This window comes from Polynucleobacter sp. JS-Safj-400b-B2 (assembly GCF_018881975.1).
In the GTDB taxonomy this organism is placed as follows: Bacteria; Pseudomonadota; Gammaproteobacteria; order Burkholderiales; family Burkholderiaceae; genus Polynucleobacter.
The window spans coordinates 84428-110128 of sequence record NZ_JACVPJ010000004.1; the positions used below are offsets into that span (position 1 = coordinate 84428).

17 protein-coding genes and 2 tRNA genes are annotated in these 25701 nt (G+C 45.3%); 14 read left to right on the forward strand and 5 right to left on the reverse strand.

All coding sequences use genetic code 11. The features are described from left to right. Nucleotides 1–25 precede the first annotated feature (25 nt). Together serB and mfd are read right to left on the reverse strand one after the other, a co-directional pair. Nucleotides 26–916, reverse strand: coding sequence for a phosphoserine phosphatase SerB (gene serB / locus ICN48_RS06015; RefSeq protein WP_216152797.1), 891 nt, complete (start codon nt 914–916; stop codon nt 26–28). Between the two features lie 21 nt (nt 917–937). Then, nucleotides 938–4480 (reverse strand): transcription-repair coupling factor, encoded by a 3543-nt coding sequence (mfd, locus tag ICN48_RS06020; protein ID WP_216152798.1) that lies wholly within the window; start codon nt 4478–4480, stop codon nt 938–940. Between mfd and ispD the strand changes: the two genes are divergently transcribed. The 9 genes from ispD (at nt 4468) to ICN48_RS06065 (ending at nt 13779) form a co-directional block, all read left to right on the forward strand. Beyond that, entirely contained in the window at nt 4468–5256 is a 789-nt protein-coding gene (ispD, locus tag ICN48_RS06025; RefSeq protein ID WP_370624159.1) for a 2-C-methyl-D-erythritol 4-phosphate cytidylyltransferase, read from the forward strand. The two genes, mfd and ispD, sit on opposite strands and share 13 nt — an antisense overlap. 10 nt (nt 5257–5266) lie before the next feature. Then, nucleotides 5267–5770, forward strand: coding sequence for a 2-C-methyl-D-erythritol 2,4-cyclodiphosphate synthase (gene ispF / locus ICN48_RS06030; protein WP_216152799.1), 504 nt, complete (start codon nt 5267–5269; stop codon nt 5768–5770). A 78-nt stretch (nt 5771–5848) separates the two neighbouring features. Then, nucleotides 5849–5935, forward strand: a tRNA-Leu gene (locus ICN48_RS06035). Between the two features lie 57 nt (nt 5936–5992). Then, nucleotides 5993–7330 (forward strand): trigger factor, encoded by a 1338-nt coding sequence (tig, locus tag ICN48_RS06040; protein WP_216152800.1) that lies wholly within the window; start codon nt 5993–5995, stop codon nt 7328–7330. Nucleotides 7331–7384: 54 nt separating this feature from the next. Beyond that, nucleotides 7385–8014 (forward strand): ATP-dependent Clp endopeptidase proteolytic subunit ClpP, encoded by a 630-nt coding sequence (gene clpP / locus ICN48_RS06045; RefSeq protein WP_216152801.1) that lies wholly within the window; start codon nt 7385–7387, stop codon nt 8012–8014. A 28-nt stretch (nt 8015–8042) separates the two neighbouring features. After that, nucleotides 8043–9404 carry an ATP-dependent Clp protease ATP-binding subunit ClpX gene (gene clpX / locus ICN48_RS06050; RefSeq protein ID WP_216152802.1) on the forward strand — a complete coding sequence of 454 codons (1362 nt, stop codon included), beginning with the start codon at nt 8043–8045 and terminating at the stop codon, nt 9402–9404. Between the two features lie 189 nt (nt 9405–9593). After that, a complete protein-coding gene (gene lon, locus ICN48_RS06055; protein WP_216152803.1) occupies nt 9594–12026 on the forward strand; it encodes an endopeptidase La in 2433 nt (810 codons plus the stop codon). Nucleotides 12027–12132: 106 nt separating this feature from the next. After that, nucleotides 12133–12208: transfer RNA gene (locus ICN48_RS06060), tRNA-Val, on the forward strand. A 107-nt stretch (nt 12209–12315) separates the two neighbouring features. Continuing rightward, nucleotides 12316–13779, forward strand: a complete 1464-nt coding sequence (locus tag ICN48_RS06065; protein ID WP_216152804.1) for a peptidylprolyl isomerase — start codon at nt 12316–12318, stop codon at nt 13777–13779. 1 nt (nt 13780) lies between these two features. On the opposite strand, the gene ICN48_RS06070 is transcribed toward ICN48_RS06065, so the two are convergent. After that, nucleotides 13781–14452 (reverse strand): arylesterase, encoded by a 672-nt coding sequence (locus ICN48_RS06070; protein ID WP_216152805.1) that lies wholly within the window; start codon nt 14450–14452, stop codon nt 13781–13783. 2 nt (nt 14453–14454) lie between these two features. Here ICN48_RS06070 and ICN48_RS06075 point away from each other — a divergent pair, with 2 nt between their 5' ends. From ICN48_RS06075 to ICN48_RS06085, 3 genes are read left to right on the forward strand one after another with little or no spacing between them, the layout of a single operon-like run. Beyond that, on the forward strand, nt 14455–15129 hold the full coding sequence (locus ICN48_RS06075; protein ID WP_216152806.1) for an ABC transporter ATP-binding protein: 675 nt from the start codon (nt 14455–14457) through the stop codon (nt 15127–15129). Nucleotides 15130–15150: 21 nt separating this feature from the next. Beyond that, on the forward strand, nt 15151–19188 hold the full coding sequence (gene purL, locus ICN48_RS06080) for a phosphoribosylformylglycinamidine synthase (RefSeq protein ID WP_216152807.1): 4038 nt from the start codon (nt 15151–15153) through the stop codon (nt 19186–19188). After that, a complete protein-coding gene (locus ICN48_RS06085) occupies nt 19133–19963 on the forward strand; it encodes a spermidine synthase (protein ID WP_255539492.1) in 831 nt (276 codons plus the stop codon). Before purL ends, ICN48_RS06085 begins: the two co-directional genes overlap by 56 nt. 84 nt (nt 19964–20047) lie before the next feature. On the opposite strand, the gene ICN48_RS06090 is transcribed toward ICN48_RS06085, so the two are convergent. Both ICN48_RS06090 and ICN48_RS06095 read right to left on the reverse strand, forming a co-directional pair. Beyond that, the gene (locus ICN48_RS06090) at nt 20048–22633 is read right to left on the reverse strand and encodes a bifunctional aconitate hydratase 2/2-methylisocitrate dehydratase (RefSeq protein ID WP_216152808.1); all 2586 of its coding nucleotides are present in this window, start codon (nt 22631–22633) and stop codon (nt 20048–20050) included. Between the two features lie 206 nt (nt 22634–22839). Further along, nucleotides 22840–23028, reverse strand: coding sequence for a superinfection immunity protein (locus ICN48_RS06095; protein WP_216152809.1), 189 nt, complete (start codon nt 23026–23028; stop codon nt 22840–22842). A 112-nt stretch (nt 23029–23140) separates the two neighbouring features. Between ICN48_RS06095 and ICN48_RS06100 the strand changes: the two genes are divergently transcribed. Beyond that, entirely contained in the window at nt 23141–24802 is a 1662-nt protein-coding gene (locus ICN48_RS06100) for a CTP synthase (RefSeq protein ID WP_216152810.1), read from the forward strand. A gap of 9 nt (nt 24803–24811) precedes the next feature. Further along, nucleotides 24812–25681 carry a 3-deoxy-8-phosphooctulonate synthase gene (kdsA, locus tag ICN48_RS06105; protein WP_216152811.1) on the forward strand — a complete coding sequence of 290 codons (870 nt, stop codon included), beginning with the start codon at nt 24812–24814 and terminating at the stop codon, nt 25679–25681. The last annotated feature ends 20 nt before the right edge of the window (nt 25682–25701 follow it).

The window sequence follows — 25701 nt, forward strand, 5'->3', positions numbered from 1 at the left end:
TTACCTCCATCTCTTTGGGAAAAACTTAAGAGATTAGCAGTAAGGCAGCATCTAAGCCGACTCGGTCAAAAGCCGCGTCGGCTTTTTCTTTGACGACGGGCTTGGCTTGATAAGCAATACTGATACCCGAACCGTTCATCATGATGAGGTCATTTGCACCATCACCCATTGTGATCGCGTTAGCTTTAGTACATCCAAGACGGGCGCAAGCCTGATCTAGGTGAGCGGCCTTTGCTGCGCCATCGACAATATCGCCAAGTACTTGGCCAGTGAGCTTTCCATCAATGATTTCAAGAGTATTGGCTTGAGTTTGCTTAAAGCCCAATTGCTCACGTAGTTTTTCGGTAAAAAATGTGAAGCCACCTGAGACAAGGAGTGTGTAAATCCCTCGCTCATTAGCCCCAGCTAAAAGTTCTGCAGCGCCAGGATTAGGGCGCAAGCGTTCGCGGTAAACCGATTCCAAAGCATCGGCGTGTACGCCTTCTAAAAGGGCGACACGCCTTCTTAAACTCTCTTTAAAGTCTTTAATCTCACCGCGCATCGTGGCTTCGGTAATTTTTGCTACAGCAGATTTCTTTCCTGTGAAATCAGCAATCTCATCAATGCATTCAATATTAATGAGTGTGGAATCCATATCCATGGCTAACACGTGAATGTCTTGCGGTAACAGATCGGGCTTTATAAAGCACAGATCTGCATTAGCGCTGGCAGCTATAGCTCGCAGTTGTTCACGTTGGTTGACGTCTAAGTGAGAGCTAGATTCAAAGCGCTCGACATAATAACTTCCATTGCTGGTTTGGCCGCCGACAGTATGTAAGGAGGCACCAAATTTCAGCGCATGATCTTTTAATGAAAAGATTAGCTTCTCTGCGATCGGATCTCTAGATATCGTTACAAGGACTTGGTATTTGGCCATCACTTAATCATAATCGGATTATTAACTTACTTTGGCAGTGCTCAATACTGCAGAATCATTGAGGCGACGCAAGATATTTCGGATAGCGTCAAGGCGCTGCTCTAGCTTCTCAAATTCACGGTCTTTTTGGGGTAATACCTTGAGCTTATCTTGGCCATTGAGTTGGATATATTTTGATGACTGAATAAGCTGAATGATCTTCATAGGATCAATTGGTGGGTTTGGGATAAATTGTATTTGTATCGAAGCCGGAGTTGCGTCAATTTTCTTAATACCGAACCCAGTCATTTCCAGTCTCAGGCGATGAGTCTCATAAAATGACTTGGCTTGATCAGGTAAGTCACCAAAACGATCTACTAGTTCTTCGCGCAATCCCGTGAGCTCTGAAAAATCATTTGTTCCAGCAAAACGTTTGTAAAGAGATAAGCGCTCATGGACATCAGGGCAGTAATCTTCAGGAAATAAAGCAGGCACCCCGAGGTTGACGTCGGTGGTTGCTTGGAGCGGTGAAAGTAAGTCAGGCTCTTTTCCGCTACGCAGGGATTTGACTGCACGGTTGAGCATCTCGGTATACAGCTGAAAACCAATCTCATGGATTTCACCAGACTGTTTATCCCCCAGCACTTCTCCAGCGCCACGGATCTCTAAATCATGCATGGCCAAATAGAAGCCCGAGCCAAGCTCTTCCATAGCTTGAATGGCATTGAGACGCAACTGCGCTTGCTTGCTTAAGGCTTCCGGATCAGGAACCAGTAAATAGGCATAAGCCTGATGGTGAGAGCGACCCACACGACCACGTAATTGATGTAGTTGGGCTAAACCAAATTTATCAGCGCGATGCATGATGATGGTGTTAGCTGTTGGTACATCAATACCAGTTTCAATAATGGTGGTGCATAGCAAAATATTGGTACGTTGCGTTACAAACTCACGCATGACGGATTCCAGCTCACGTTCATGCATTTGTCCATGCGCCACACTAATACGAGCCTCAGGAATAAGTTCTTGTAATGCATGCTTACGATTCTGAATGGTTTCTACTTCATTATGTAAGAAGTAGACCTGCCCGCCACGTTTAATTTCTCGTAGGATGGCTTCACGAATGACGCCATCTCCCTCGCGCCTTACGAAGGTTTTAATGGCAAGACGCTTCTGTGGTGCTGTAGCAATGATCGAGAGCTCTCGAAGGCCCTCCATAGCCATGCCTAACGTTCTAGGGATAGGGGTAGCAGTCAGCGTTAGGATATCGACCTCAGCACGTAATGCTTTCAGAGCATCTTTTTGTCTAACACCAAAGCGATGCTCTTCATCAACAATCACCAAGCCTAGGTTAGCAAAATGAGTTTCTTTAGAAAGTAACTTATGCGTACCAATAATGATGTCGGCATCGCCTTTAGCAATGGCCTCTAAGGAGGTATTAATTTCTTTTGTGGTCTTAAAACGGGAAAGTTCAACTATACGTACTGGCCAATCTGCAAAGCGATCTTTCCAGGTGGCTACGTGTTGTTCTGCAAGAAGGGTGGTGGGAGCAAGAATAGCAACTTGCTTACCGCCCATCACAGCAACAAAGCTTGCTCGCAAAGCAACTTCTGTTTTTCCAAAGCCAACATCACCGCAAACTAGGCGATCCATCGGCGTACCGCTCGTCATATCGCCAATGACAGCTGCAATCGCATTGGCTTGGTCTGGAGTTTCTTCGAAGCCAAAGCTTTCTGCAAAAGCTGCGTAGTCATGCGCTGAAAATTCAAAAGCATGGCCCTTGCGAATAGCTCTAGCGGCGTACAGACTCAATAGTTCTGCAGCGGTATCTCGAATTTGTTGGGCTGCTTTACGTTTCGCCTTATCCCACTGACCTGAGCCTAGTTGATGCAGTGGCGCCGAGTCAGGGTCAGAGCCTGCATAGCGGGTGACCATTTGCAGCTGCTGAACAGGGACATATAAAGTCGCTTCACCCGCATATTGCAGGTGAAGAAATTCTTCAAAAATAGGGGCTTCTTTTGGCGGAGCTAGGTTTAGTAGCACCAAGCCTTGGTAGCGCCCAATACCATGTTCGGCATGTACTACAGGGTCGCCGATCTTGAGCTCAGAAAGATCCTTAAACAACATGTCAGGATCTGAACTCTCATTGGTTTTGCCTTTACGCCTCTGCCTTGCTGTTGTAGTGAACAGCTCGGCTTCTGTGATGACAAGCAGATTTTCTGCTGGCCATGAAAATCCATTGAAGAGCGGAGCGGTTACTAAGCCAAACAAAGAATCACTCTTTATAAACTCCGCAATACTTTCAAAGCCCTCTGGCTTAAGGGGGTAGAGCGGCTTGCCATCTTGCCCAGCAACCGAATTACTTTCATCAAAGAGTTGGCGTATCGATTCTTTACGTCCGGCGCTATCGCTGCAAACTAATACACGAACCTGTTCAGAAGCGACTACTTTACGAAGCAGGCTGATTGGGTCGGTATCTCGACGATGAACCGCAATATCGGGAACTGCGAGAAACTGACTCTTCTCTGCGGCGTCTTTTTCAAGTGTTAGTCGCGCATACGATTTAGAGGAAGTAAAAAATTCATCAACGTCCAGAAACAGTTCTTTTGGTTGAAGAATAGGACGATCAAGATCGTGCTTAAGAAATTCATAGCGAGAGAGTGTGTCTTTCCAGAAGCCTTTAATGGTTTCTTCTACATCGCCAATAGATACTAGCCAAACCGGGTCACCTGAGCGGGGGAAGTAATCAAAGAGATTGGATTGCTCTTCAAAAAAGAGGGGCAGGTAGGATTCAATGCCCGCACTAGGTATTCCTAAATTCGCATCTTTATAAATTGAGCAACGGGTGGGATCTCCCTCAAAGACCTCTCGCCACCGACCTCTAAAGGCAGTTCGCGATGCATCGTCAAATGGAAACTCATGCCCCGGGAGTAGGCGCACTTCCTTTACGGGGTAGAGGCTGCGTTGGGTATCAGGATCAAATGCCCGAATTTGTTCAATCTCATCGCCAAACAAATCGAGGCGGTAAGGCAGGCTAGAGCCCATAGGAAATAAATCAAACAAACCACCGCGAATACTGTATTCACCCGGGCGTATCACGGCACTCACTGGGTCGTAGCCTGCTTGCTGGAGCTGCAGCTTTAATGCAGCCTCATTCAGCTTGTCACCTTGTCTAAAGAAAAAAGTATGACCGGATAAAAAGTTCGGAGGCCCTAATCTTTGCAATGCAGTAGTAACCGGCACCAAAACAATGTCGCAACTGCCATTGAGTAATTCATAAAGCGTTGCAAGTCGCTCTGAGACTAAATCCTGATGAGGTGAAAAGTGGTCATAAGGGAGGATCTCCCAATCAGGGAGCAATCTCGTTTTAAGTTGTGGAGCAAACGCAGGAATTTCTTCCAGTAACCGTTGCGCTTCCTGGGCTTGAGCGCAGAAAATCACCATGACCGAAAACTGACTTCGATACCGTAAGGCGGTTTGAGCGATTAAAGCAGCATCGGCTGAGCCGACTAGCCCCGAAAAGGTAAAGCGCTGCCCAGCCCGGGGTGCGGGTATAGGGGGTACTAGATTTAATGCGTCAGACATCTGTGCTCATTATAGAATCAGGCATGGGTTCTGGAAAAGATTCGAATAGAAAATGTCATGCGCTTTTGCCAACAGCAGGTACAGGCTCGCGCCTAGGCGGAGAATTGCCTAAGCAGTTTCAGCAGCTAGCCGGAAGGCCCATGGTTTCTTATGCGCTTGAAGCCTTTAAGGCATCTCCACAGATTCAATCTATTTGGATTGGCGTGAGCCCTAGTTTTGTTGAAAACCCTATTTTGCGAAGTACTGCCAATATCGACGCAGATATGCATGTTGTTCCAACTGGCGGCCCAACACGACAGGAAACGGTCCGAAATACCTTGGCAGCAATGATGCAGTCCGGCATTCCTGAGGATGATTGGATATTGGTTCATGATGCAGCTCGGCCGGGAATCACTCCCACATTAATTAATAAGTTAATTGATTCAGTAAAAGAAACTCACGTTGGCGGCATATTAGCCGTGCCTTTAGCTGACACCCTAAAGCAGGCAGATCTAGATTCAGTTGTTGCAGGAAACATTCCGCACTCAGAGAGAACCATTCCACGCGAACATCTCTGGCAAGCTCAAACACCGCAAATGTTTGGATTAAAGCAATTACATGATGCACTTGAGAATGCAATCCGTCTTGAGGCAGATGTGACGGATGAGGCCAGTGCTATAGAGCTGACCGGCGCTAAACCTTTGTTGATTGAGGGGGCCGCGCGCAACTTCAAGGTGACCCATCCTGCAGATTGGGAATTAATGCAATTGCTTTTAACTTCGAGCGTTAATAAATGAGAGATCCAAAATGACCCAAAGCAATCCTCATATTCCACAGTTTCGTATTGGCCAGGGCTACGATGTTCACGCTTTAGTCGCTGATAGAAAGCTCATTTTGGGTGGTGTCCATGTGCCTTTTGATAAAGGCCTTTTAGGGCATTCTGATGCGGATGCTCTCCTTCATGCCTTAACCGATGCCTTGTTAGGCGCTGCTGGCTTGAATGATATTGGACAGTTATTTCCGGATACAGACCCTCAATTTAAGGGTATGGATAGTCGAATTTTGCTCAGAGCTGCCCTACAGAAGGTGCAGGCGGCAGGTTTTCAGATCGGTAATGTGGATGCCACCATTATTTGCCAGAAGCCTAAATTGGCGGATTTTTTGCCGGAAATGGTCCGCAATATTGCCGCTGATTTGGCTGTAACCCCCAGCCACGTCAATCTCAAGGCTAAGACCAATGAATCCTTGGGTCACTTAGGCAGGGGTGAGGGCATTGCCGTCCACGCGGTAGCTTTGCTCTACAAGGCCTAAAAGATTCTCTAAAACCCTGGGCATTGTAGAATTACGGTCTTTAGAGTGAAGTCTAGGCTTGGCAGTTTGCGGAAATTCGCGAGGATGGCGAAATTGGTAGACGCACCAGGTTTAGGTCCTGACGCCAGAAATGGTGTGGGGGTTCGAGTCCCCCTCCTCGCACCACAAGATTGCTACTTGGCTTGGACTTCACATTTCCAGATCTTCAATTAAGAGACGAGAATGGCTGTGCAGATAGAAAATTTAGGTTCACTAGACCGCAAAATGACTTTGGAATTCGCTCGTGCCGATTTGGCAAAAGCGCGTGAAGCCCGATTGGCAAAAGTAGGTAAGACCATGAAAATGGCAGGCTTTCGCCCAGGCAAAGTTCCAAAGAATCTCGTTGAAAAACAACATGGCATGCAGGTGGACTTTGAGCTTCAGTTTGATAAAGCGGCTGAACTTTTTTATGAGCAAGCACAAAAAGAAGGCGTTGCTTTAGCTGGACAACCACGTCTTGAGCCAAAGAGCGAAATTGATGCTGACAAAGTTGTTTTTGATGCATTCTTTGAAGTATTGCCAGAAGTAAAAATCGGCGACTTTAGTAAAGCAGAGGTTACTAAGTACGCAACAGATATCGGCGAAGCAGAAATTGATCGCGCTTTAGATGTATTGCGTAAACAGCAGGTCCATTACCATCCGCGTGGCGTGGCTAGTGCCCATGGTGATGGCGGCTCTAACACAGCAGCTCAAAACGGCGATCAAGTGGTTATCGACTTTGTTGGCAAGATTGATGGCGAGGAGTTTGCTGGCGGTAAAGCGGAAAACTTTGAATACGTATTAGGTGAAGGTCGCATGCTTCCTGAGTTCGAAGCGGCTACTTTAGGTCTTAAAGCTGGCGAGAGTAAATCTTTCCCTTTGAGCTTTCCAGCGGACTACCACGGTAAAGATGTCGCAGGCAAAACAGCTGAGTTCACAATTACTGTGAAGTCTGTTAACTGGCCACATTTACCTGTTGTTGATGATGCTTTTGCCTTATCTCTAGGTGTTACTGAAGGTGGCGTTGCCAAAATGCGTGCCGAAGTGAAAGAGAATTTAGATCGCGAAGTAAAGCGTCGTATCACTTCATTGATGAAAAATGAAGTGATGGATAAGCTCAATGATTTATGTGAGCTTGATGTTCCGAAATCATTAGTTGCCTCAGAGCAAGAGCGCCTAGTTGAAACTGCTCGTCAAGATTTGATGCAGCGCGGTGTTCCAAACGCCAAAGATGCTCCAATTCCTGCTGAGATTTTTGCAGAACAAGCTACTAAGCGCGTACGCCTTGGTTTGATCTTGAGTGAGTTAGTTAAGAAGCAAAACTTGGCTGCTACAGCTGATCAAATCAAAGCTGAAATTGATGAGCAGGCTGCCACTTACGAAGATCCAAAAGAAGTGGTTCGCTGGTTTTACAGCAATCCAAGTCGTTTGAAGGATATTGAAAATGTTGTGCTTGAAGACAATGTGATTCAGTACTTCACTTCTCAGGCTAAGGTAAGCGATAAGGCTGTAACCTTTGAAGAGCTCAGCAAGCTAAACTAAGTTAAACACTCAGTTAATAACCAAGTCATCCATTTACCCATAAGAGGTTTCAAAATGATCCACAATCATTCTCATTCTGAAAATATAGAACCAAAAGGCTTGGGCTTAGTGCCAATGGTGATTGAAACCTCTGGTAGAGGAGAGCGTGCTTATGACATCTATTCCAGACTGTTGCGTGAGCGTGTCGTCTTCTTGGTTGGCGAAGTAAATGATCAAACAGCTAATTTGGTGATTGCGCAGTTACTGTTTCTTGAGAGCGAAAATCCGGATAAAGAAATTTCTCTGTATATCAACTCACCAGGCGGTTCGGTTTCAGCAGGGCTAGCTATTTACGACACCATGCAATTTATCAAGCCCCATGTAAGCACTTTGTGCATGGGTATGGCTGCAAGTATGGGTGCATTTTTATTATGTGCAGGCGAGAAAGGCAAACGTTATGCCTTGCCAAACTCGCGAGTAATGATTCATCAGCCTTTGGGTGGCGCTCGTGGTCAAGCATCCGATATTGAGATTCAAGCCCGCGAGATTCTGTACTTGCGTGAGCGACTCAACAAAATTTTGGCTGATCGCACCGGTCAATCAATTGAAACCATTGCTAAAGATACCGATCGCGATAACTTCATGTCTGCAGACCAGGCACGTGATTATGGCTTAATCGACAAGGTTATTGAGAAGCGTCCTTAAATCGTTATAAACATATATTGAGCATATTTTGAGCGATACCAACACTTCTAATGCAACAGATAAAGTTCTGCATTGCTCCTTTTGCGGCAAGAGCCAGAATGAAGTTAAAAAACTCATTGCTGGACCATCAGTATTTATTTGTGATGAGTGTATTGATCTTTGTACTGACATTATTCAAGAAGAAATTGCTAAGCTTCCTAAGGAAGAGGGCGATGATTCTTTGCCAACACCTCATCAAATTCGTGAGAACCTAGATCAATATGTGATTGGTCAGAATCATGCAAAGAAAACCCTAGCAGTTGCTGTTTATAACCATTACAAGCGTTTGCAGTATTTGCCCAAGCCCAAAAAAGAGAAACTTGATAAAGATGGCAAGCCAGCAGAGGGCGCAGATAAAAAAGAATCTAAGCTTCCAGCTAAAGCAATGGTTGATGGTGTTGAATTGGCAAAGAGTAATATTCTCTTGATCGGCCCCACCGGTTCAGGCAAGACGCTATTGGCTCAGACCTTGGCTCGCATGTTGGATGTGCCTTTTGTTATGGCTGATGCAACCACACTCACTGAAGCGGGTTATGTTGGTGAAGATGTGGAAAATATTATTCAGAAGTTATTACAGGCGTGCGACTACAACGTAGAAAAAGCGCAACGTGGAATTGTTTACATTGATGAGATCGATAAGATTTCACGTAAGTCAGATAACCCATCTATTACTCGTGATGTATCCGGTGAGGGTGTTCAACAAGCCTTATTAAAGCTGGTTGAAGGCACGATGGCAGCCGTACCCCCTCAAGGTGGTCGTAAGCATCCAAATCAAGATTTCTTGCAAGTAGATACAACGAATATTTTGTTTATTTGTGGTGGCGCATTTGATGGCCTAGAAAAAGTGATTCAGCAACGTACCGCTAAAACAGGCATTGGCTTTAATGCAACCGTCCCCGGTAAAGATGATCGTGGTGTCAGTGACCTGTTGGTTGAAGTGGAGCCAGAGGACCTAATCAAGTTTGGCTTGATTCCAGAGTTGATTGGTCGATTGCCAGTTGTCGCAACATTGGCCCAGTTAGATGAAGAGGCTTTAATTCAGATTCTGACAGAGCCAAAAAATGCCTTAGTTAAGCAGTATCAAGCGCTCCTGAAGATGGAGGGTTCTGAACTAGAAGTTCGCCGTGAAGCGCTTTCATCCATAGCTAAAAAGGCTATTGCCCGTAAAACGGGTGCGCGTGGACTCAGATCTATTCTTGAAGGTTCATTGATGGATGTCATGTATGACTTGCCATCTTTAAAGAACGTGCAAAAGGTGGTTATAGACGAAAGCAGTATTGCCGACGGCGGAAAACCACTTTTGGTCTATAAACAAGATGTTGAACAGGCCGATTTAAGCAAAAAAGCCTAAATTCTTAGGGTTTTTGCTATTTTTGGGGCATATTTGCCCCTTTTTTGTCTTTTTACCCCTTGTTTTTCTCTAAAGCCTACCCATATAGGTAGTATGCTACTCATAAATAATGTCTCTATTTAGTGGTTGTTATTTTAATTGCCACTAACTAAGATTTTTGAGGTTTGATTACTTTGGAGGATTTGCCCTATGCCTGGCCACTTATTACTACCCTCTGAACCGATTCAACTACCTTTACTCCCATTGCGGGACGTAGTTGTATTTCCTCACATGGTGATTCCGCTGTTTGTGGGACGCCCAAAATCGATTAAAGCCCTAGAGGCTGCCATGGAAACAGGCAAGAATGTCCTTTTGGTTGCCCAAAAAACGGCTGCTAAGGATGAGCCCGTCATTGAGGACCTTTATGAGGTCGGCTGCATTGCAAATATCTTGCAGATGCTCAAATTACCCGATGGCACAGTAAAAGTGCTTGTTGAAGGTGTTCAGCGCGCAGAAGTTAGCCAAATTGAAGATAGCCTTGGTTACTTTAATTGCGAAGCAACGCCTACTGCTATCAATGCAATTGATGCTCATGAAACAGAAGCCTTACGTCGTGCAATCATGGCGCAGTTTGATCAATACGTAAAACTCAATAAAAAAGTTCCACAGGAAATTCTATCTTCACTCGGTGGTATTGATGACCCAAGCCGCTTGGCCGATACCATCTGCGCGCACTTGCCTGTAAAGCTTGAGCAGAAACAGCGTCTACTCGAAATGATGGATGTGGTGCAACGCCTGGAGAGTTTGCTTGCGGATCTTGAAAGCGAGATCGATATTCTGCAAGTGGAGAAGCGCATTCGTGGACGCGTTAAGCGTCAAATGGAAAAGAGTCAGCGTGAGTACTACCTAAACGAACAGGTAAAAGCAATTCAGAAAGAATTGGGTGAGGGCGAAGAAGGTGCTGATCTAGAAGAGCTAGAGAAGCGCATCAAAGCTGCGCGCATGCCTAAGGAGGCGTTAAAGAAAGCAGAATCTGAGCTTAAGAAACTCAAATTGATGTCACCTATGTCTGCAGAGGCTACGGTCATCCGAAACTTTATCGATACGCTAGTTAATCTTCCCTGGAAGAAGAAAACCAAGATCAACAATGACCTTACCAATGCTGAAAAAGTATTAGATGAAGATCACTATGGCTTAGATAAAGTCAAAGAACGTATTTTGGAGTACCTCGCAGTCCAACAACGTGTTGATCGTGTCAAGGCCCCCATTCTTTGTTTGGTAGGCCCTCCCGGTGTTGGTAAGACATCTCTTGGGCAATCTATTGCACGTGCAACCAATAGAAAATTTGTACGCATGGCCTTAGGTGGTGTGCGTGACGAGTCTGAGATTCGTGGTCACCGTCGCACCTATATCGGTTCGATGCCTGGCAAGATTTTAAGCAGCCTTACTAAAGTCGGTGTCCGCAACCCTTTGTTCCTCTTGGACGAGGTAGATAAGATGGGTATGGATTTCCGTGGAGATCCAGCCAGTGCCTTGTTGGAGGTTTTAGATCCAGAGCAAAACCATACTTTCCAAGATCACTATGTTGAAGTGGACTTCGATCTATCAGACGTGATGTTTGTGGCCACCTCGAATTCCTTGAATATTCCTGGTCCATTACTAGATCGTCTTGAGATTATTCGCTTGGCTGGTTACACAGAAGATGAAAAGACCAGTATTGCCGTGAATTACTTGATTCCAAAACAAATCAAAAATAATGGTCTAAAAAAAGACGAACTCAAGATTGAAGACAGTGCTGTGCGCAATATGATTCGTTATTACACGCGCGAAGCCGGTGTTCGTTCTTTAGAGCGTGAAATCAGCAAAATTTGCCGTAAGGTAGTCAAACTCTTGCTTTTAAAGAAGGAGGCTGCGCCCGTAGTTGTGAATGCAGATAACTTAGAGAAATTCCTATCAGTACGTATGTACGATTTTGGTTTAGCAGGTAAAGAAAACCAAGTTGGTCAAGTGACTGGTTTGGCATGGACCGAAGTTGGCGGTGATTTGCTCACTATCGAGGCTGCTGTTATGCCAGGCAAGGGTGTGATTACGCGCACAGGCTCTATTGGTGATGTAATGAAGGAGTCAGTCGAGGCTGCGCGTACTGTAGTTCGCTCAAGATCTAAGCGGCTTGGCATTACCGATGAAGCTTTTGAGAAGAAGGATATTCATATTCACTTCCCTGACGGAGCAACCCCAAAGGATGGCCCATCAGCTGGTATTGCAATTACAACAGCCTTGGTGTCTGTCTTTACAGGCATACCAATTCGCTCAGACGTTGCTATGACTGGTGAAATTACTTTACGTGGCGAAGTTCTTCCGATCGGCGGGTTAAAAGAAAAGCTTTTAGCTGCTCATCGTGGCGGCATTAAGCTGGCATTAATTCCGGAAGAGAACGTTAAGGATTTGATCGATATTCCAGATAATGTTAAAAATGCTATTGAGATCATCCCGGTTCGCTGGATTGATAAGGTTCTAGAATTAGCACTAGAGCGCATGCCAGAAGCATTGCCTGATCCAAGCCCTGAAGAGTTGGCTAAAAAGGCCGCCGAAGCCAGCAAGGTAAGTGAAAAGGGTGCGGCAGCAGACGTTCTTAAGCACTGAAAATAGGGCGATTTTCCGCTAAATGAACCTCGTCAATTGAGGATGGTTTAGCGGAAAACCCACCCGAAATCCACGCTTGGGTTACAATCTCACCTGTAATATTTTGGGGCGCTTAGCTCAGTTGGTAGAGCGTCTGCCTTACACGCAGAATGTCGGGAGTTCGAGCCTCTCAGCGCCCACCAAATTATTACCTTCAGTACTTTCTTGGCCGACTCAGGCATTTCAATACCCATCTGCTACACCCCTAGTACACTCGTGGTATTGATATTTTTAACTAGCGACCTTTTACATGTTTGATACCGTCCGTAAGCACCAACGAATTTTGCAGTTTGTTTTAATGCTTTTGATCGTCCCGTCTTTTGCATTTTTTGGAATTTCAAGCTATTCCAGTTTTTTAGATAAAGAGACTGATCTTGTCAAAATTAATGGCAAGCCGATCACCGCTCAAGAAGTTGACTCGGCTGCGAAACGTCAAGCAGAACGTGTTGGTGGAAACGCACAAATTGCCCAAAGTCTTCAATTTAGACAGGCAATCTTGAATGAGTTATTGCAACAACGCATCCTAGGATTTGCGGTAAACAATCTCCATTTGCAGGTTGGCAAAGAAGCCCTTATCAAAAGCTTGCAAAATATTCCACAAATTCGTGCTCTCTATAAACAAGACGGAAGTTTTGATGATGCTCGATTTAAACAATTGTTAGCTAGTAACGGATTAAATGAAGAGCAGTTTTATGCAAGCCAGGCATTTGATTTGAAGATAAGCCAGCTTGTTAACTCCGTCGCCCGTACTGAAATTGCTAGCCCAAAATTATCTGAAATCGTATCAACCCTGTATGAGACTGAGCGTCAAGTTCAGGCCTTATCATTTGATGCGAAAGATTACTTGTCTAAGGTAAACCCATCGCAAGAAGAGCTTCAGGCTTTTTATAACGCAAATGCCAAACTCTTTGAAAGTCCAGAGTACGTTGACGTTGAGTACATCGTTCTCAAGGCTGATCCAAGGGATGACGCTAAGGTATTTAGTGAAAAAGCCGATCAATTTGCCAATATGACATATGACCAGTCAGATAGCCTTAAGCCGGCTGCAGATAAATTAAAGCTTGCCGTCCAAACTCAGAAGGGCGTCACTCGCTCTGGCGCAACAGGCGTTGCAAAAGATCATCCATTGGCCAACCCTAAGGTGATCCAATCTTTATTTGGCGACGAAGCTGTTAAGAACAAGCGCAATATTGAAGCAGTACAAACATCCCCTGGTGTTTTTATTTCGGCACGTGTTATCACTTTCCACCCAGCACAAACTTTGCCATTTAAAGATGTAGCGGCAGAAGTGAAACGCCAAGTGAGTCAGCGCATGGCAGAAAAACTTGCCGTAAGCGCTGCTGCTGATCGCTATGCCGCATTAGAAAAGGATCCTAAAAGCGCAACTGGATTTGCAAGCCCTATTTGGGTTTCTCGCAATAAACCTGGTAATTTAGTAGGTGGGGCGCTAGATGATGTGATGTCTGCTAACCCTGATAAATTTCCTGCATTTATTTCAGTACAAAATCCTGGCGTTGGCACTATCTTGTATCGCGTTGATCAAGTGCGCCAACCTGCCGGTGTTGATGCAAAGGTGCATAAAGCACAAGCTCAACAGATTCAAGCTTTAGCTGCTCAGTCTGAATTTGCTGGTTTTATGGCTTATTGGCGTGATGTAGCAGGGGTTAAGGTAATCAATCCACTTAAGCCGCCATCATCTGGTTCGGGCAGCTAAGTTATTTACTTTTAAATATTGACTGATATGGGGCCATAGCGCCCCATACGTTTTTATAAAGAATTGTTTGTGCTTTTTCGTTGGGATGCATGCGATCCGCCTGAAACAGGGTTGGGTCAGAGGCTACACCCTGTAAAAAGAAGGGTAGCAGCTGAACTTTCTCCTGTTGAGCTAGCTCTGGAAATAAATTCTGAAATTGCTTTGTATAGGCTTGCCCATAGTTTGGTGGAATCTGCATACCAAACAAGAGTACTTTTGCTCCAGATTTTTTACTCAATTGAATCATCTTACGTAAATTATTCTCCGATTCTTGAATGGAGAGTCCGCGCAACGCATCGTTTGCGCCAAGCTCCAAAAGTACAATACCCGGCTTCTTTTGCTCTAATAATTTTGGCAATCTTGATAGGCCGCCTGAACTGGTTTCACCGCTAATACTGGCATTAAAAATAGTCCAAGGACTAGATTCTTTATGTAGCTGAGCCCCTAGCAGCCTTACCCAGCCTGTTCCACGCGCTAAGCCGTACTCTGCCGATAGGCTATCGCCTAAGACCAAAATAGTAGGGTTCGTTTGGGCTTGTGTGCCAAAGGGAATAAACAGGCAAAATAGAGCAGCTGCCAGTGTTATGGCCCTTAGTTTTTTATTCAAGAAGCTCAACCAAACAATTTGATTCATTTATGAGTGTTCCGGAAAATGTCCTTAGTGCGATACATCTAGGTAAACAAGTTTTATCTAGCGATGGATTGTTAACTATTTTGCACGACATTAGCTTTGATGTCTGCGGGGGTGAAAGTGTTGCTATAACCGGCGCATCTGGTTCTGGGAAAAGCACCCTGCTTGGACTATTGGCTGGCTTAGATACTCCGACCAGTGGGCATGTCGAATTGGCTAATCAAAACCTGAATCTGTTAGATGAGGACGGTCGGGCCAAATTACGGGGTCAAAAAGTAGGCTTTGTTTTTCAATCCTTTCAATTGTTGCCTCATTTAACGGCACTTGAAAACGTCATGCTCCCAGCCGAGCTAAATGGTCTTAAGATGGCCAAAGAAAATGCCCGGATGTGTCTTGAGCAAGTGGGTTTGGGTGAACGTGCCAACCATTTCCCCAAAACCCTTTCTGGTGGAGAGCAGCAACGGGTAGCCTTGGCCAGAGCTTTCATCATGAAGCCTGCCATCCTTTTTGCGGATGAGCCTACTGGTAGCCTGGATGAGGTCAGTGGAAACCGGGTTATTGAGCTCCTTTTTGAGCTAAATCGAGCCAACCATTCAACTCTAGTTTTGGTGACCCATGACCAGGCCTTGGCTGATCGGTGCCAGCGGCAATTACACCTTCAGGGCGGGCGCTTGCTGTAGGCAAAACCTTATAATCTAGGGATGTCTTTTTTCCACTTTTTGCCCGGCGCTGATGCGCTTTCCCCCTTCCGCCAACAGCGACTTTTAGCTTCATTGGCAGTGCAAGGGGTTGATCTTGAGTCCATCGAAGCTCAGTACCTTCATTTCATTTGGTCGACGGCTGAACTTAGTCCCAAAAACCAAGAGGTCATGGCAAGCTTATTGACCTATGGCCAGCCATTTAATTCCAAAATTAATCCCGGTAAATCTTGGTTTGGAAATAGCAAGGCAGATAACCAAGGTGCGATTGTTACCCCACGATTTGGAACGGTTTCTCCTTGGGCTAGTAAAGCAACTGATATTGCCCGTCAATGCGGACTGGATGTTTTGCGTCTCGAGCGTGGAGTTCAGTTTGCATGGAAGAGTAAAAAAGCACTAACTCCAGAACAAACACAATTAGTGCTTGCTGCTGTACATGACAGAATGACCGAAGCGGTTATTGATTCAACCGATGATGCCAATAACTTATATCAATCATTGGAAGATAAGCCTTTAGTGCGAATCCCTGTAATGACAGAAGGTAGGGCGGCTCTTGATAAAGCCAACCAAGATTTAGGCCTAGCCCTGTCTGACGATGAAGTAGCTTATCTCGCTGAAAGTTTTACGCGTCTAGATCGAAACCCATCAGACGTTGAATTAATTATGTTTGCGCAGGCAAACAGCGAGCATTGTCGCCATAAGATTTTTAATTCCAGCTGGACAATTGATGGTGATGATCAAGAGCGTTCTCTATTCTCCATGATCCGCAATACTCATCAATTGCAACCGCATGGAACGATTGTTGCTTACTCAGATAACTCTGCAGTCATGGTTGGTTGCGAAGCGGAAACTTGGGCACCTCAGGGTGACAATCATCGCTATGAAAAAGATACACGCTTAGTTCACACCTTAATGAAGGTGGAGACGCATAATCACCCAACTGCTATTGCGCCATTTCCTGGGGCATCTACAGGCGCTGGTGGTGAGATTCGTGATGAGGGTGCCACCGGTATTGGCGGTCGCCCTAAGGCAGGTCTAACTGGCTTCTCTGTTTCTAATCTTAATATCCCTGGTACAGACCTTCCATGGGAGACTGATAAATACGGTAAGCCTGAGCGTATCGCAACACCTTTGCAAATCATGATTGATGGTCCGCTCGGCGGTGCTGCATTTAATAATGAATTTGGCCGTCCAATCTTAGGCGGATACTTCCGCGTCTTTGAGCAAACCCTAGATGGCACGCGTCGTGGCTATCATAAGCCCATCATGATCGCTGGTGGTATCGGCAGCATTGATTCGATCCACACTGATAAAAAAGCAATACAAGCAGGTCATTTATTAATTCAGCTAGGTGGCCCTGGTATGCGCATTGGCATGGGTGGTGCGACTGGAAGCTCTGTAGCAACCGGAACCAATACAGCCGATCTTGATTTTGACTCTGTCCAACGTGGCAACCCAGAAATGGAGCGCCGCGCTCAAGAAGTGATTAATGCATGTCGCGCCTTAGGCGATAACAACCCAATCGTCTCCATTCATGATGTTGGTGCAGGTGGTTTATCCAATGCATTCCCTGAGTTAGCGGATGGTGCTGGTTTAGGAGCTTCATTTAAGCTTCGTAGCGTGCCGCTTGAAGAGAGCGGTATGAGTCCTGCAGAAATTTGGTGCAATGAATCTCAAGAGCGTTATGTATTAGCAATCGATAAAAAGGATTTGGATTTATTTAAATCGTTTTGCGAACGTGAGCGTTGCCCATTTGCAGTGGTTGGCGAAGCAACAGCAGAGCGTCAATTGCAATTAAGCGACTCTAAGCAGGTCCCCAATGCTGATGAAGTCTTACCAATTGATATGCCGATGGAAGTGCTGTTGGGTAAGCCTCCTAAAATGCATCGCAATGTCATGAGAGTGGCTCAGGAATTTAAAGAGTTAGATGTTACAGATGCTGATTTAGCGCAATCGATTGCCTGGGTATTGCAACAGCCTACTGTAGCAAGCAAATCATTCCTAATCACGATCGGCGATAGAACTGTTGGCGGTTTAAATGCACGTGACCAATTTGTTGGGCCATGGCAAGTCCCCGTAGCTGACTGCGCAGTCACGATGATGGATTACAAAGGCTATCGCGGTGAAGCTATGTCTATGGGTGAAAGAACTCCGTTAGCAGTAATTGATGCACCTGCGGCCGCGCGCATGGCAGTTGGTGAGGCTATTACTAATCTATTGGCTGCTGATATCGCGAGCCTTGATAGCGTAAAACTCTCTGCTAACTGGATGGCAGCATGCGGTGCGCCTGGTGAAGATGCCAAGTTATACGACTCTGTAAAGGCTGTTGGCATGGAATTGTGCCCAGCGCTTGGCATTTCTATTCCGGTAGGTAAAGATTCACTGTCTATGTCGACTACATGGAAAGATCACGGAGAAGATAAAAAAGTAGTAGCTCCAGTTTCCTTAATTATTTCTGCCTTTGCATCAGTACTTGATGCACGAAAAACGTTAACGCCACTTCTTCAATTAAAAGGTAAAGACGGATCTCCTCAAGAAACCGAATTGATTTTGATTGATTTGGGTCGCGGCAAAAATCGTATGGCTGGTAGTATCTTGGCCCAAGTTTTGGATCAATCAGGAAAAATTGCACCAGACCTTAATCATCCAGAAGATCTAAAGGCGATGGCTGAGGCCATTATTGAGCTTCGCAAGCAAGATAAGCTATTGGCATACCATGACCGTTCGGACGGCGGCTTGCTGGCTTGCGTTGCAGAGATGTCATTTGCTTCGCATTGCGGCATTTCTCTCAATGTGGATATGATTGCGATGGATGCAGGGCAAGAGCCAGATTATGGCGATGCCAAAAATTGGGCGCAGCAAGTTTCAGGTCGTCGCCACGAACAAACGATGCGAGCATTATTTAATGAAGAGCTTGGCGCCGTTATTCAGGTTCGAAAAGAAGATCGTGATGCTGTCTTTGCCGTATTGAGAAAATTAGGTTTAAGTGCATTTAGTCATGTCATTGGCAAACCGAATACCAATGGTCGAATAGAAATTTGGCGTGACGCCAAAAACATTTTTGCTGAGCCTCGTGAAGTTCTGCAGAAAATATGGACTAACACTAGCTATCAAATTGCACGCTTGCGTGACAACCCCGCCTGTGCAGATAGTGAATTTGCACTCTTAGAGAATATTTCTGATCCAGGCATGAGTCCAAAGCTCACATTTGATGTGGCTGAAGATATTGCAGCGCCTTACATCGCCATGAATGCTCGACCAAAAGTTGCCATTTTGCGAGAGCAGGGCGTTAATTCTCATGTGGAAATGGCTTATTCAGTTAACTGGGCTGGATTTGATAGTTATGACGTGCATATGTCTGATTTGCTCAGTGGGAAAGCCAAGTTAGATGATTTCAGAGGGCTAATTGCCTGCGGCGGTTTTAGTTATGGTGATGTTCTGGGAGCTGGTGAAGGCTGGGCCAAAACGATTCTCTTTAATCAACAACTGCGTGATCAGTTTTCCGCATTCTTTAATCGCCAAGATAGTTTTGCATTAGGCGTATGCAATGGATGCCAAATGATGAGCAATCTCTCAGGGATTATTCCTGGCGCTGAAGCTTGGCCTAAATTTACCCGTAATCAATCAGAGCAATACGAAGCACGTTTAGTTATGGCCGAAGTAATGGCTTCACCATCCATATTCACGCAAGGCATGGAAGGCAGTCAGATTCCTATTGCGATTGCGCACGGTGAAGGATTTGCCAATTTCAGTCAGCAAGGCAATTTAGAGCAGATTCAAAAGCAGGGCTTAGCTGCATTCCGTTTTGTTGATCATCAAGGCAATGCCACCGAAACCTATCCAATGAATCCAAATGGATCTCCTAGTGGCTTAACTGGTGTTACTACTCCGGACGGTCGTTTTATGGTCATGATGCCGCACCCTGAGCGTGTTTTTAGGGCTGCGCAGATGAGTTGGTGCCCTCCTGAATGGCTCGATACACCAGATGGCGCTAGCCCATGGTTACGTCTATTCAGAAATGCCCGTCGTTGGGCGAATTAAGTTGGTAGATCAGCAATTAATGGAGCCCGTCACTTTTTCGGAGAGTGGTGGTGTTCGCTACTTGCATTTCGGTACTGAATCGATTCAGGGTGCGATGCGCTTGCGTGATCCCGAAGAGATTTATCTTGAGTACAACCAGCAAATGATGGCGTGGCTACTTTTTCTAGAGACTAGGCCTGGGATGAGGATTGCACAACTTGGACTAGGAACTGGCGCCTTAACTAAATTTCAGCATCGCTATTGTCCAGCGGTTAAAACCACTGTTGTCGAATTCAATCCTGCTGTAATCGTTTCTGCGAGATCGATGTTTTTTACGCCCAATGATGATCGTAGACTTGAAACACTGCAAACAGATGCCAAACTTTTCGTTCATAACAAAAAATACACAGAACATTTTGATGCAGTACAGGTGGATTTGTATGATGCAATCTGTGACGGACCTTCAGCTAGCTCCTTAGACTTTTATAAAGGTTGCTACAACATTCTCAAAGGTCCGGGAGTAATGACGGTTAATCTTTTTTCAAGGCATAAAAGCTTTGACATAAACCTCAAGAACATCTGTGAGGCTTTTGACAACAGAGTGCTCTTGTTTCCAGAATCCCATGATTGCAATGTCGTGGCAATCGCATTTAAAGGGCCTAAACTCGAGGCAGAATGGAAGGACGTATCTAGGCGTGCAAAGCTCATTCTTGAGAAGACAGGATTGCCAACCAACAAATGGGTTTCCGGCATTAGTCGCGAGAATGCAAGGCAAGAATTAAAACTTTCTATATAAATAAACCTTGGGCAATAAAAAAGGCGATCGTTTGATCGCCTTTTTTATTTCTCAGCCTCCTTAGAGACTGAGGGATGTGCCCAATTAAACCGTTACAGTATCTGCAACATCACTAAATGACTTGAGCTTATCAAAACTCATGTATTTATAAACATCACCAGCTTTGGCATCCAGCGCCTTCACTTGCTCTAAGTACTCAGCGGGAGTAGGTAGGCGACCTAGAAGGGCTGCAACAGATGCCAATTCAGCAGAAGCCAAATACACACGAGTATCAATACCCAAGCGATTAGGGAAGTTGCGCGTAGAAGTTGAAACGGCTGTTGATCCTTTGCGGATTTGAGCTTGGTTACCCATGCATAGTGAGCAGCCAGGGCTCTCCATGCGCGCACCAGCAGCACCCAACATACCGTAGTAACCTTCTTCCATCAAAACCATGGCATCCATTTTGGTAGGAGGTGCTACCCATAAGCGGGTTGGCATATCTTTCTTGCCCTGCAAAACCTGACCAGCTGCACGGAAGTGGCCGATGTTAGTCATGCATGAGCCAATAAATACTTCATCAATCTTGTCGCCAGCTACTTCAGACAATATCTTGACGTCATCTGGATCGTTAGGGCATGCAAGGATAGGTTCTTTGATTTCATCAATGTTAATTTCGATGATCTCTGCATAGTCAGCATTTGCATCCGCTTTGAGAAGTTGTGGATTAGCAATCCACGCTTCCATTGCTTTAATACGGCGACCAAGAGTACGCTTATCTTCATAACCGTTAGCAATCATCCATTTCATCAATGTAATGTTTGATGTCATGTACTCGATGATTGGCTCTTTGTTCAGGTGTACTGTGCAACCACCAGCAGAACGCTCAGCAGAAGCATCAGACAATTCAAATGCCTGCTCAACCTTGAGATCAGGTAAGCCTTCAATTTCTAGAATGCGGCCAGAGAAAATATTCTTTTTACCTTGCTTTTCAACTGTGAGCAAACCTTTCTTAATTGCATATAAAGGAATTGCATTTACTAGATCACGCAAAGTAATACCAGGCTGCATCTTGCCTTTGAAGCGAACCAATACTGACTCAGGCATATCCAATGGCATTACACCAGTGGCGGCAGCAAAAGCTACCAAGCCTGAACCTGCAGGGAAGGAGATGCCGATTGGGAAGCGTGTATGACTGTCACCACCAGTTCCACAGGTATCTGGAAGGAGCAAGCGGTTCAACCAGCTATGGATCACGCCGTCACCTGGACGCAGGGCAACCCCACCACGATTGGTCATGAAAGGTGGCAGTTCATGTTGAGTGCGAATATCTACTGGTTTTGGATAAGCTGAGGTGTGGCAGAAGGACTGCATGACAAGATCAGAAGAGAAGCCAAGGCAAGCCAAATCTTTTAGCTCATCACGGGTCATCGGACCTGTGGTGTCTTGTGAGCCAACTGTAGTCATGTGTGGCTCACAATAAGTACCAGGGCGAACACCTTGACCTTCAGGCAAGCCGCATGCGCGACCAACCATTTTCTGTGCCAAGCTAAAGCCCTTTTTACTATCCACGGGATTAACAGGTAAACGGAACTCAGTAGAGGCAGGCAATCCAAGTGCAGCACGCGCTTTAGCAGTCAATCCGCGGCCAATAATCAAAGGAATACGGCCACCAGCACGAACTTCATCCAAAATCACTGGGGATTTCAATGTAAAGCTCGTGATCTCGCTACCATTTTTAAATACTTTGCCTTCGTATGGACGAAGCTCAATCTCGTCTCCCATGTTCATTTGGGAGACATCTAATTCAATTGGTAGCGCTCCTGAATCTTCCATAGTATTAAAGAAGATTGGGGCAATATTAGTGCCTAAGCACACACCACCATAACGCTTGTTTGGAACAAATGGAATGTCTTGGCCCGTCCACCAAAGAACGGAGTTGGTAGCGGATTTACGTGAGGAACCTGTCCCAACTACGTCTCCAACATAAGCAATTTGATTGCCTTTTTTCTGGAGGGCGGCGATTTGTTTCATTGGTCCGCGAACACCGGTCTCATCAGGCTCAATACCAGGACGTGGATTCTTCAACATGATCGTTGCATGCAATGGAATATCAGGACGACTCCATGCATCTGGTGCAGGGGAGAGGTCATCGGTATTGGTTTCACCAGTTACTTTGAAAACAGTGAGTTTCATACTTTCTGGTACTGCAGGGCGGCTAGTAAACCACTCAGCATTTGCCCAACTTTCCATTACTGCTTTAGCGTTTGCATTACCTTTTTCAGCAAGCTCTTGAACATCGTTAAAGTAGTCAAACATCAAGAGTGTTTTTTTGAGCGCTTCAGCTGCTGCTGCGCCACATTCCGCATCAGCAAGCATTTCTACTAAAGGCTTAATGTTGTAGCCACCGAGCATCGTGCCCAACAATTCGGTAGCGCGTACACGGGAAATTAATGGAGATTTATCTGTGCCTTTAGCAACAGCATCTAAAAATTCAGCTTTTACTTTGGCTGCTTCATCTACGCCAGCAGGAACGCGGTTGGTAATTAATTCAACGAGCTCAGCTTCTTTGCCAGCAGGCGGATTTTTGAGTAATTTCACCAAATCAGCAGTTTGATCTTTGGTTAGAGTAAGGGCTGGAATTCCAAGGGCTGCACGTTCGGCAACTTGGGCGTTATAGGCTTCTAACATTGTGTTTCCTATGAGGTAAAAGTGGTCAATAGAAAGGCCAAAAGGGTATTTTCTCCCGATTGATGAAATTATAGTTGCTTATTTAAGTCTTATATAAGAGTTTAAAGCCCTAATTTGGCTCAAAAATGGGCTATTAATGGAAATATTAGGGTTTTTACGCAATTCAGCACATGATTTGTACATCAGGCGCAGCCAAACCTGGCCACTTACAAGGTTTGCTCATCCTTCATTGCCCACACTAAGGCGACTACCCAGCCAATAAGGGACCAGCCCAAAAAGAGATTTAGGGCAAATATAGCCCCGGAATTAGCTCTTTTCTTGTTAAAAGCGATCGCAAAAGGTAGGAAATAGAAGAGGGATAGAAGGGTGAGGAGCACTGCAAATATAAGGCGCATATGGTCTAAATTAGCTCAGATGAATGGAGGTTCTTGTCATATTACCGAATTTGAATTTAATAGCCTATGTTCCTCTGTCGTTATAATTACTTTTTCCAACAGAGCTTAAGCGATGACCAAATACGTTTTTGTCACTGGTGGTGTGGTTTCTTCTTTAGGGAAAGGAATCGCAGCTGCCTCGCTTGCCGCGATTCTCGAATCCCGCGGCCTGAAAGTCACCCTCCTAAAATTAGACCCTTATATCAACGTTGACCCGGGCACCATGAGTCCGCTCCAGCACGGTGAGGTTTTTGTTACCGAAGATGGCGCAGAAACTGATTTGGACTTAGGTCACTATGAGCGCTTCGTTTCGGCGAAAATGCGTAAAAGCAATAACTTCACTACTGGCCAGATTTACGAGTCAGTGATTAGTAAAGAACGTCGTGGCGAATATCTTGGCAAAACAGTTCAAGTTATTCCACATATCACTAACGAGATCCAGGCTTTTGTAGAGCGTGGCGCTAAAGCGAGTCATGATGGTAAAGCTGATGTTGCCATTTGCGAAATCGGCGGCACAGTTGGTGATATCGAATCACTCCCGTTTCTAGAGGCTGCAAGACAGATGAGTCTGCGCTTGCCAATGCATGATTGTGCCTTTGTTCATTTGACTCTCGTACCCTATATCAATAGCGCTGGCGAGTTAAAAACAAAGCCTACTCAACATTCAGTGCAAAAGCTTCGCGAGATTGGCATCATGCCAACCGTATTACTTTGCCGTGCTGACCGCCCCATTCCAGAAGATGAGAGAGCGAAGATTTCTCTTTTCTCAAATGTCCGTGAAGAAGCAGTTATTTCTGTATGGGATGTGGACACAATCTACAAGATTCCTGAGATGCTTCATGCACAGGGCATGGACGATTTAATTTGTCGTGAACTAGACCTTAAAGCTAAACCAGCAGATTTATCTGTATGGGCTAATTTAGTTTATGAAATGGCAAACCCACAACATGAAGTGACCATCGGTATGGTCGGGAAGTATGTTGAGTTAACCGAGTCCTACAAGTCACTTATTGAGGCATTGCGTCACGCTGGCATTCATACGCACACACGCGTCAATATTAATTACATTGACTCCGAAGTCATTGAAAAAGATGGCGTAGATTGTTTGCAAAACTTAGATGCTATTTTGGTTCCTGGTGGCTTTGGTAAGCGCGGAACAGAAGGCAAGATTGCCGCCATTCGCTATGCTCGCGAGAACAACGTTCCTTATTTAGGAATTTGTTTGGGTATGCAATTGGCTGTAATTGAATTTGCGCGTCATGTAGCCAATCTTACAAAAGCAAATAGCACTGAATTTGATCCGCAGTCTGAGCAACCTGTTGTGGCGCTCATTACTGAGTGGCTCGACAGAGAAGGCAACGTTGAAAAACGTACAAATGATTCCGATTTAGGTGGAACAATGCGCCTTGGCTCTCAACGTTGTCCGGTTAAGGCGGGTACATTGGCTCACCGCATCTATGGCGCTGAAGTAAATGAGCGTCATCGTCATCGTTATGAAGTTAACAACACTTACGTGCCACAACTAGAGCAATCCGGCTTAATTATCTCTGCCAGAACTCCTAATGAAGAGTTGCCAGAAATGATGGAGTTACCGGCTTCAATTCATCCTTGGTTCTTTGGTGTGCAATTTCACCCGGAGTTCACTTCAACACCACGTGATGGCCATCCCTTGTTCTCCGCGTTTATTAGCGCTGCACTTGAGCATCAACATGCTGCTGAGAAGCGGGCTGCATAAAGGAAGAGCATGAGCACATTTAAATTATGTGGTTTTGATGTTGGTTTAGATCAACGGTTCTTCTTGATTGCAGGCCCTTGTGTTATTGAATCAGAGCAGTCTGCTATTGATATCGCTGGCCAGTTAAAAGAAATTACTTCTGCTTTAAAGATTCCATTTATCTACAAGTCTTCATTTGATAAAGCCAATCGTTCTTCAGGTACCTCTTTTCGCGGTCTTGGAATGGATAAAGGCTTAGAGATTTTGGCTAAAGTCAAAAAGCAAGTTGATGTTCCGGTATTGACCGACGTTCACGATATCAGTGAAATCACTGCCGTCGCTAGCGTCGTGGATGTATTGCAGACCCCAGCATTTTTATGCAGACAGACTGATTTCATTCGAGCCTGTGCGCAAAGTGGTAAGCCTGTGAACTTTAAAAAAGGCCAGTTTCTTTCTCCGCATGAAATGCTTAACGTGATTGATAAAGCACGTGCAGCCGCTGCCGAAAATAATCTCGCCGATCAATTTATGGTTTGTGAACGCGGCGCATCATTTGGCTATAACAACTTAGTTTCGGACATGCGCAGCTTGGCAATTTTGCGTGAGTCAAAAGCCCCAGTCGTTTTTGATGCGACCCATTCTGTTCAGCTGCCAGGCGGACAAGGTAACTCCAGTGGCGGTCAACGTGAATTCGTCCCCGTTTTAGCTCGGGCTGCTGTAGCAGTAGGAATCAGCGGCCTCTTTATGGAAACCCATCCAGACCCAGCAAAAGCTTTATCTGATGGCCCTAATGCTGTTCCTTTAGATCGTATGAAGGAACTGCTTGAGTCATTGGTTGCCATAGATAGCGTTGTTAAGTCGACTGGTTCATTTTTAGAAGATAGTTTCAAGTTGCTTTAAGAAAACCAGTTAAACCCATT

Coding starts and splice junctions, on each gene's coding strand:
- serB (WP_216152797.1), bottom strand. CDS start 916: ATGGCCAAATACCAAGTCCTTGTAACGATATCTAGAGATCCGATCGCA.
- ispD (WP_370624159.1), top strand. CDS start 4,468: ATGCGTCAGACATCTGTGCTCATTATAGAATCAGGCATGGGTTCTGGA.
- mfd (WP_216152798.1), bottom strand. CDS start 4,480: ATGTCTGACGCATTAAATCTAGTACCCCCTATACCCGCACCCCGGGCT.
- ispF (WP_216152799.1), top strand. CDS start 5,267: ATGACCCAAAGCAATCCTCATATTCCACAGTTTCGTATTGGCCAGGGC.
- tig (WP_216152800.1), top strand. CDS start 5,993: ATGGCTGTGCAGATAGAAAATTTAGGTTCACTAGACCGCAAAATGACT.
- clpP (WP_216152801.1), top strand. CDS start 7,385: ATGATCCACAATCATTCTCATTCTGAAAATATAGAACCAAAAGGCTTG.
- lon (WP_216152803.1), top strand. CDS start 9,594: ATGCCTGGCCACTTATTACTACCCTCTGAACCGATTCAACTACCTTTA.
- ICN48_RS06065 (WP_216152804.1), top strand. CDS start 12,316: ATGTTTGATACCGTCCGTAAGCACCAACGAATTTTGCAGTTTGTTTTA.
- ICN48_RS06070 (WP_216152805.1), bottom strand. CDS start 14,452: ATGAATCAAATTGTTTGGTTGAGCTTCTTGAATAAAAAACTAAGGGCC.
- ICN48_RS06075 (WP_216152806.1), top strand. CDS start 14,455: ATGAGTGTTCCGGAAAATGTCCTTAGTGCGATACATCTAGGTAAACAA.
- purL (WP_216152807.1), top strand. CDS start 15,151: ATGTCTTTTTTCCACTTTTTGCCCGGCGCTGATGCGCTTTCCCCCTTC.
- ICN48_RS06085 (WP_255539492.1), top strand. CDS start 19,133: ATGGCGCTAGCCCATGGTTACGTCTATTCAGAAATGCCCGTCGTTGGG.
- ICN48_RS06090 (WP_216152808.1), bottom strand. CDS start 22,633: ATGTTAGAAGCCTATAACGCCCAAGTTGCCGAACGTGCAGCCCTTGGA.
- ICN48_RS06095 (WP_216152809.1), bottom strand. CDS start 23,028: ATGCGCCTTATATTTGCAGTGCTCCTCACCCTTCTATCCCTCTTCTAT.
- ICN48_RS06100 (WP_216152810.1), top strand. CDS start 23,141: ATGACCAAATACGTTTTTGTCACTGGTGGTGTGGTTTCTTCTTTAGGG.
- kdsA (WP_216152811.1), top strand. CDS start 24,812: ATGAGCACATTTAAATTATGTGGTTTTGATGTTGGTTTAGATCAACGG.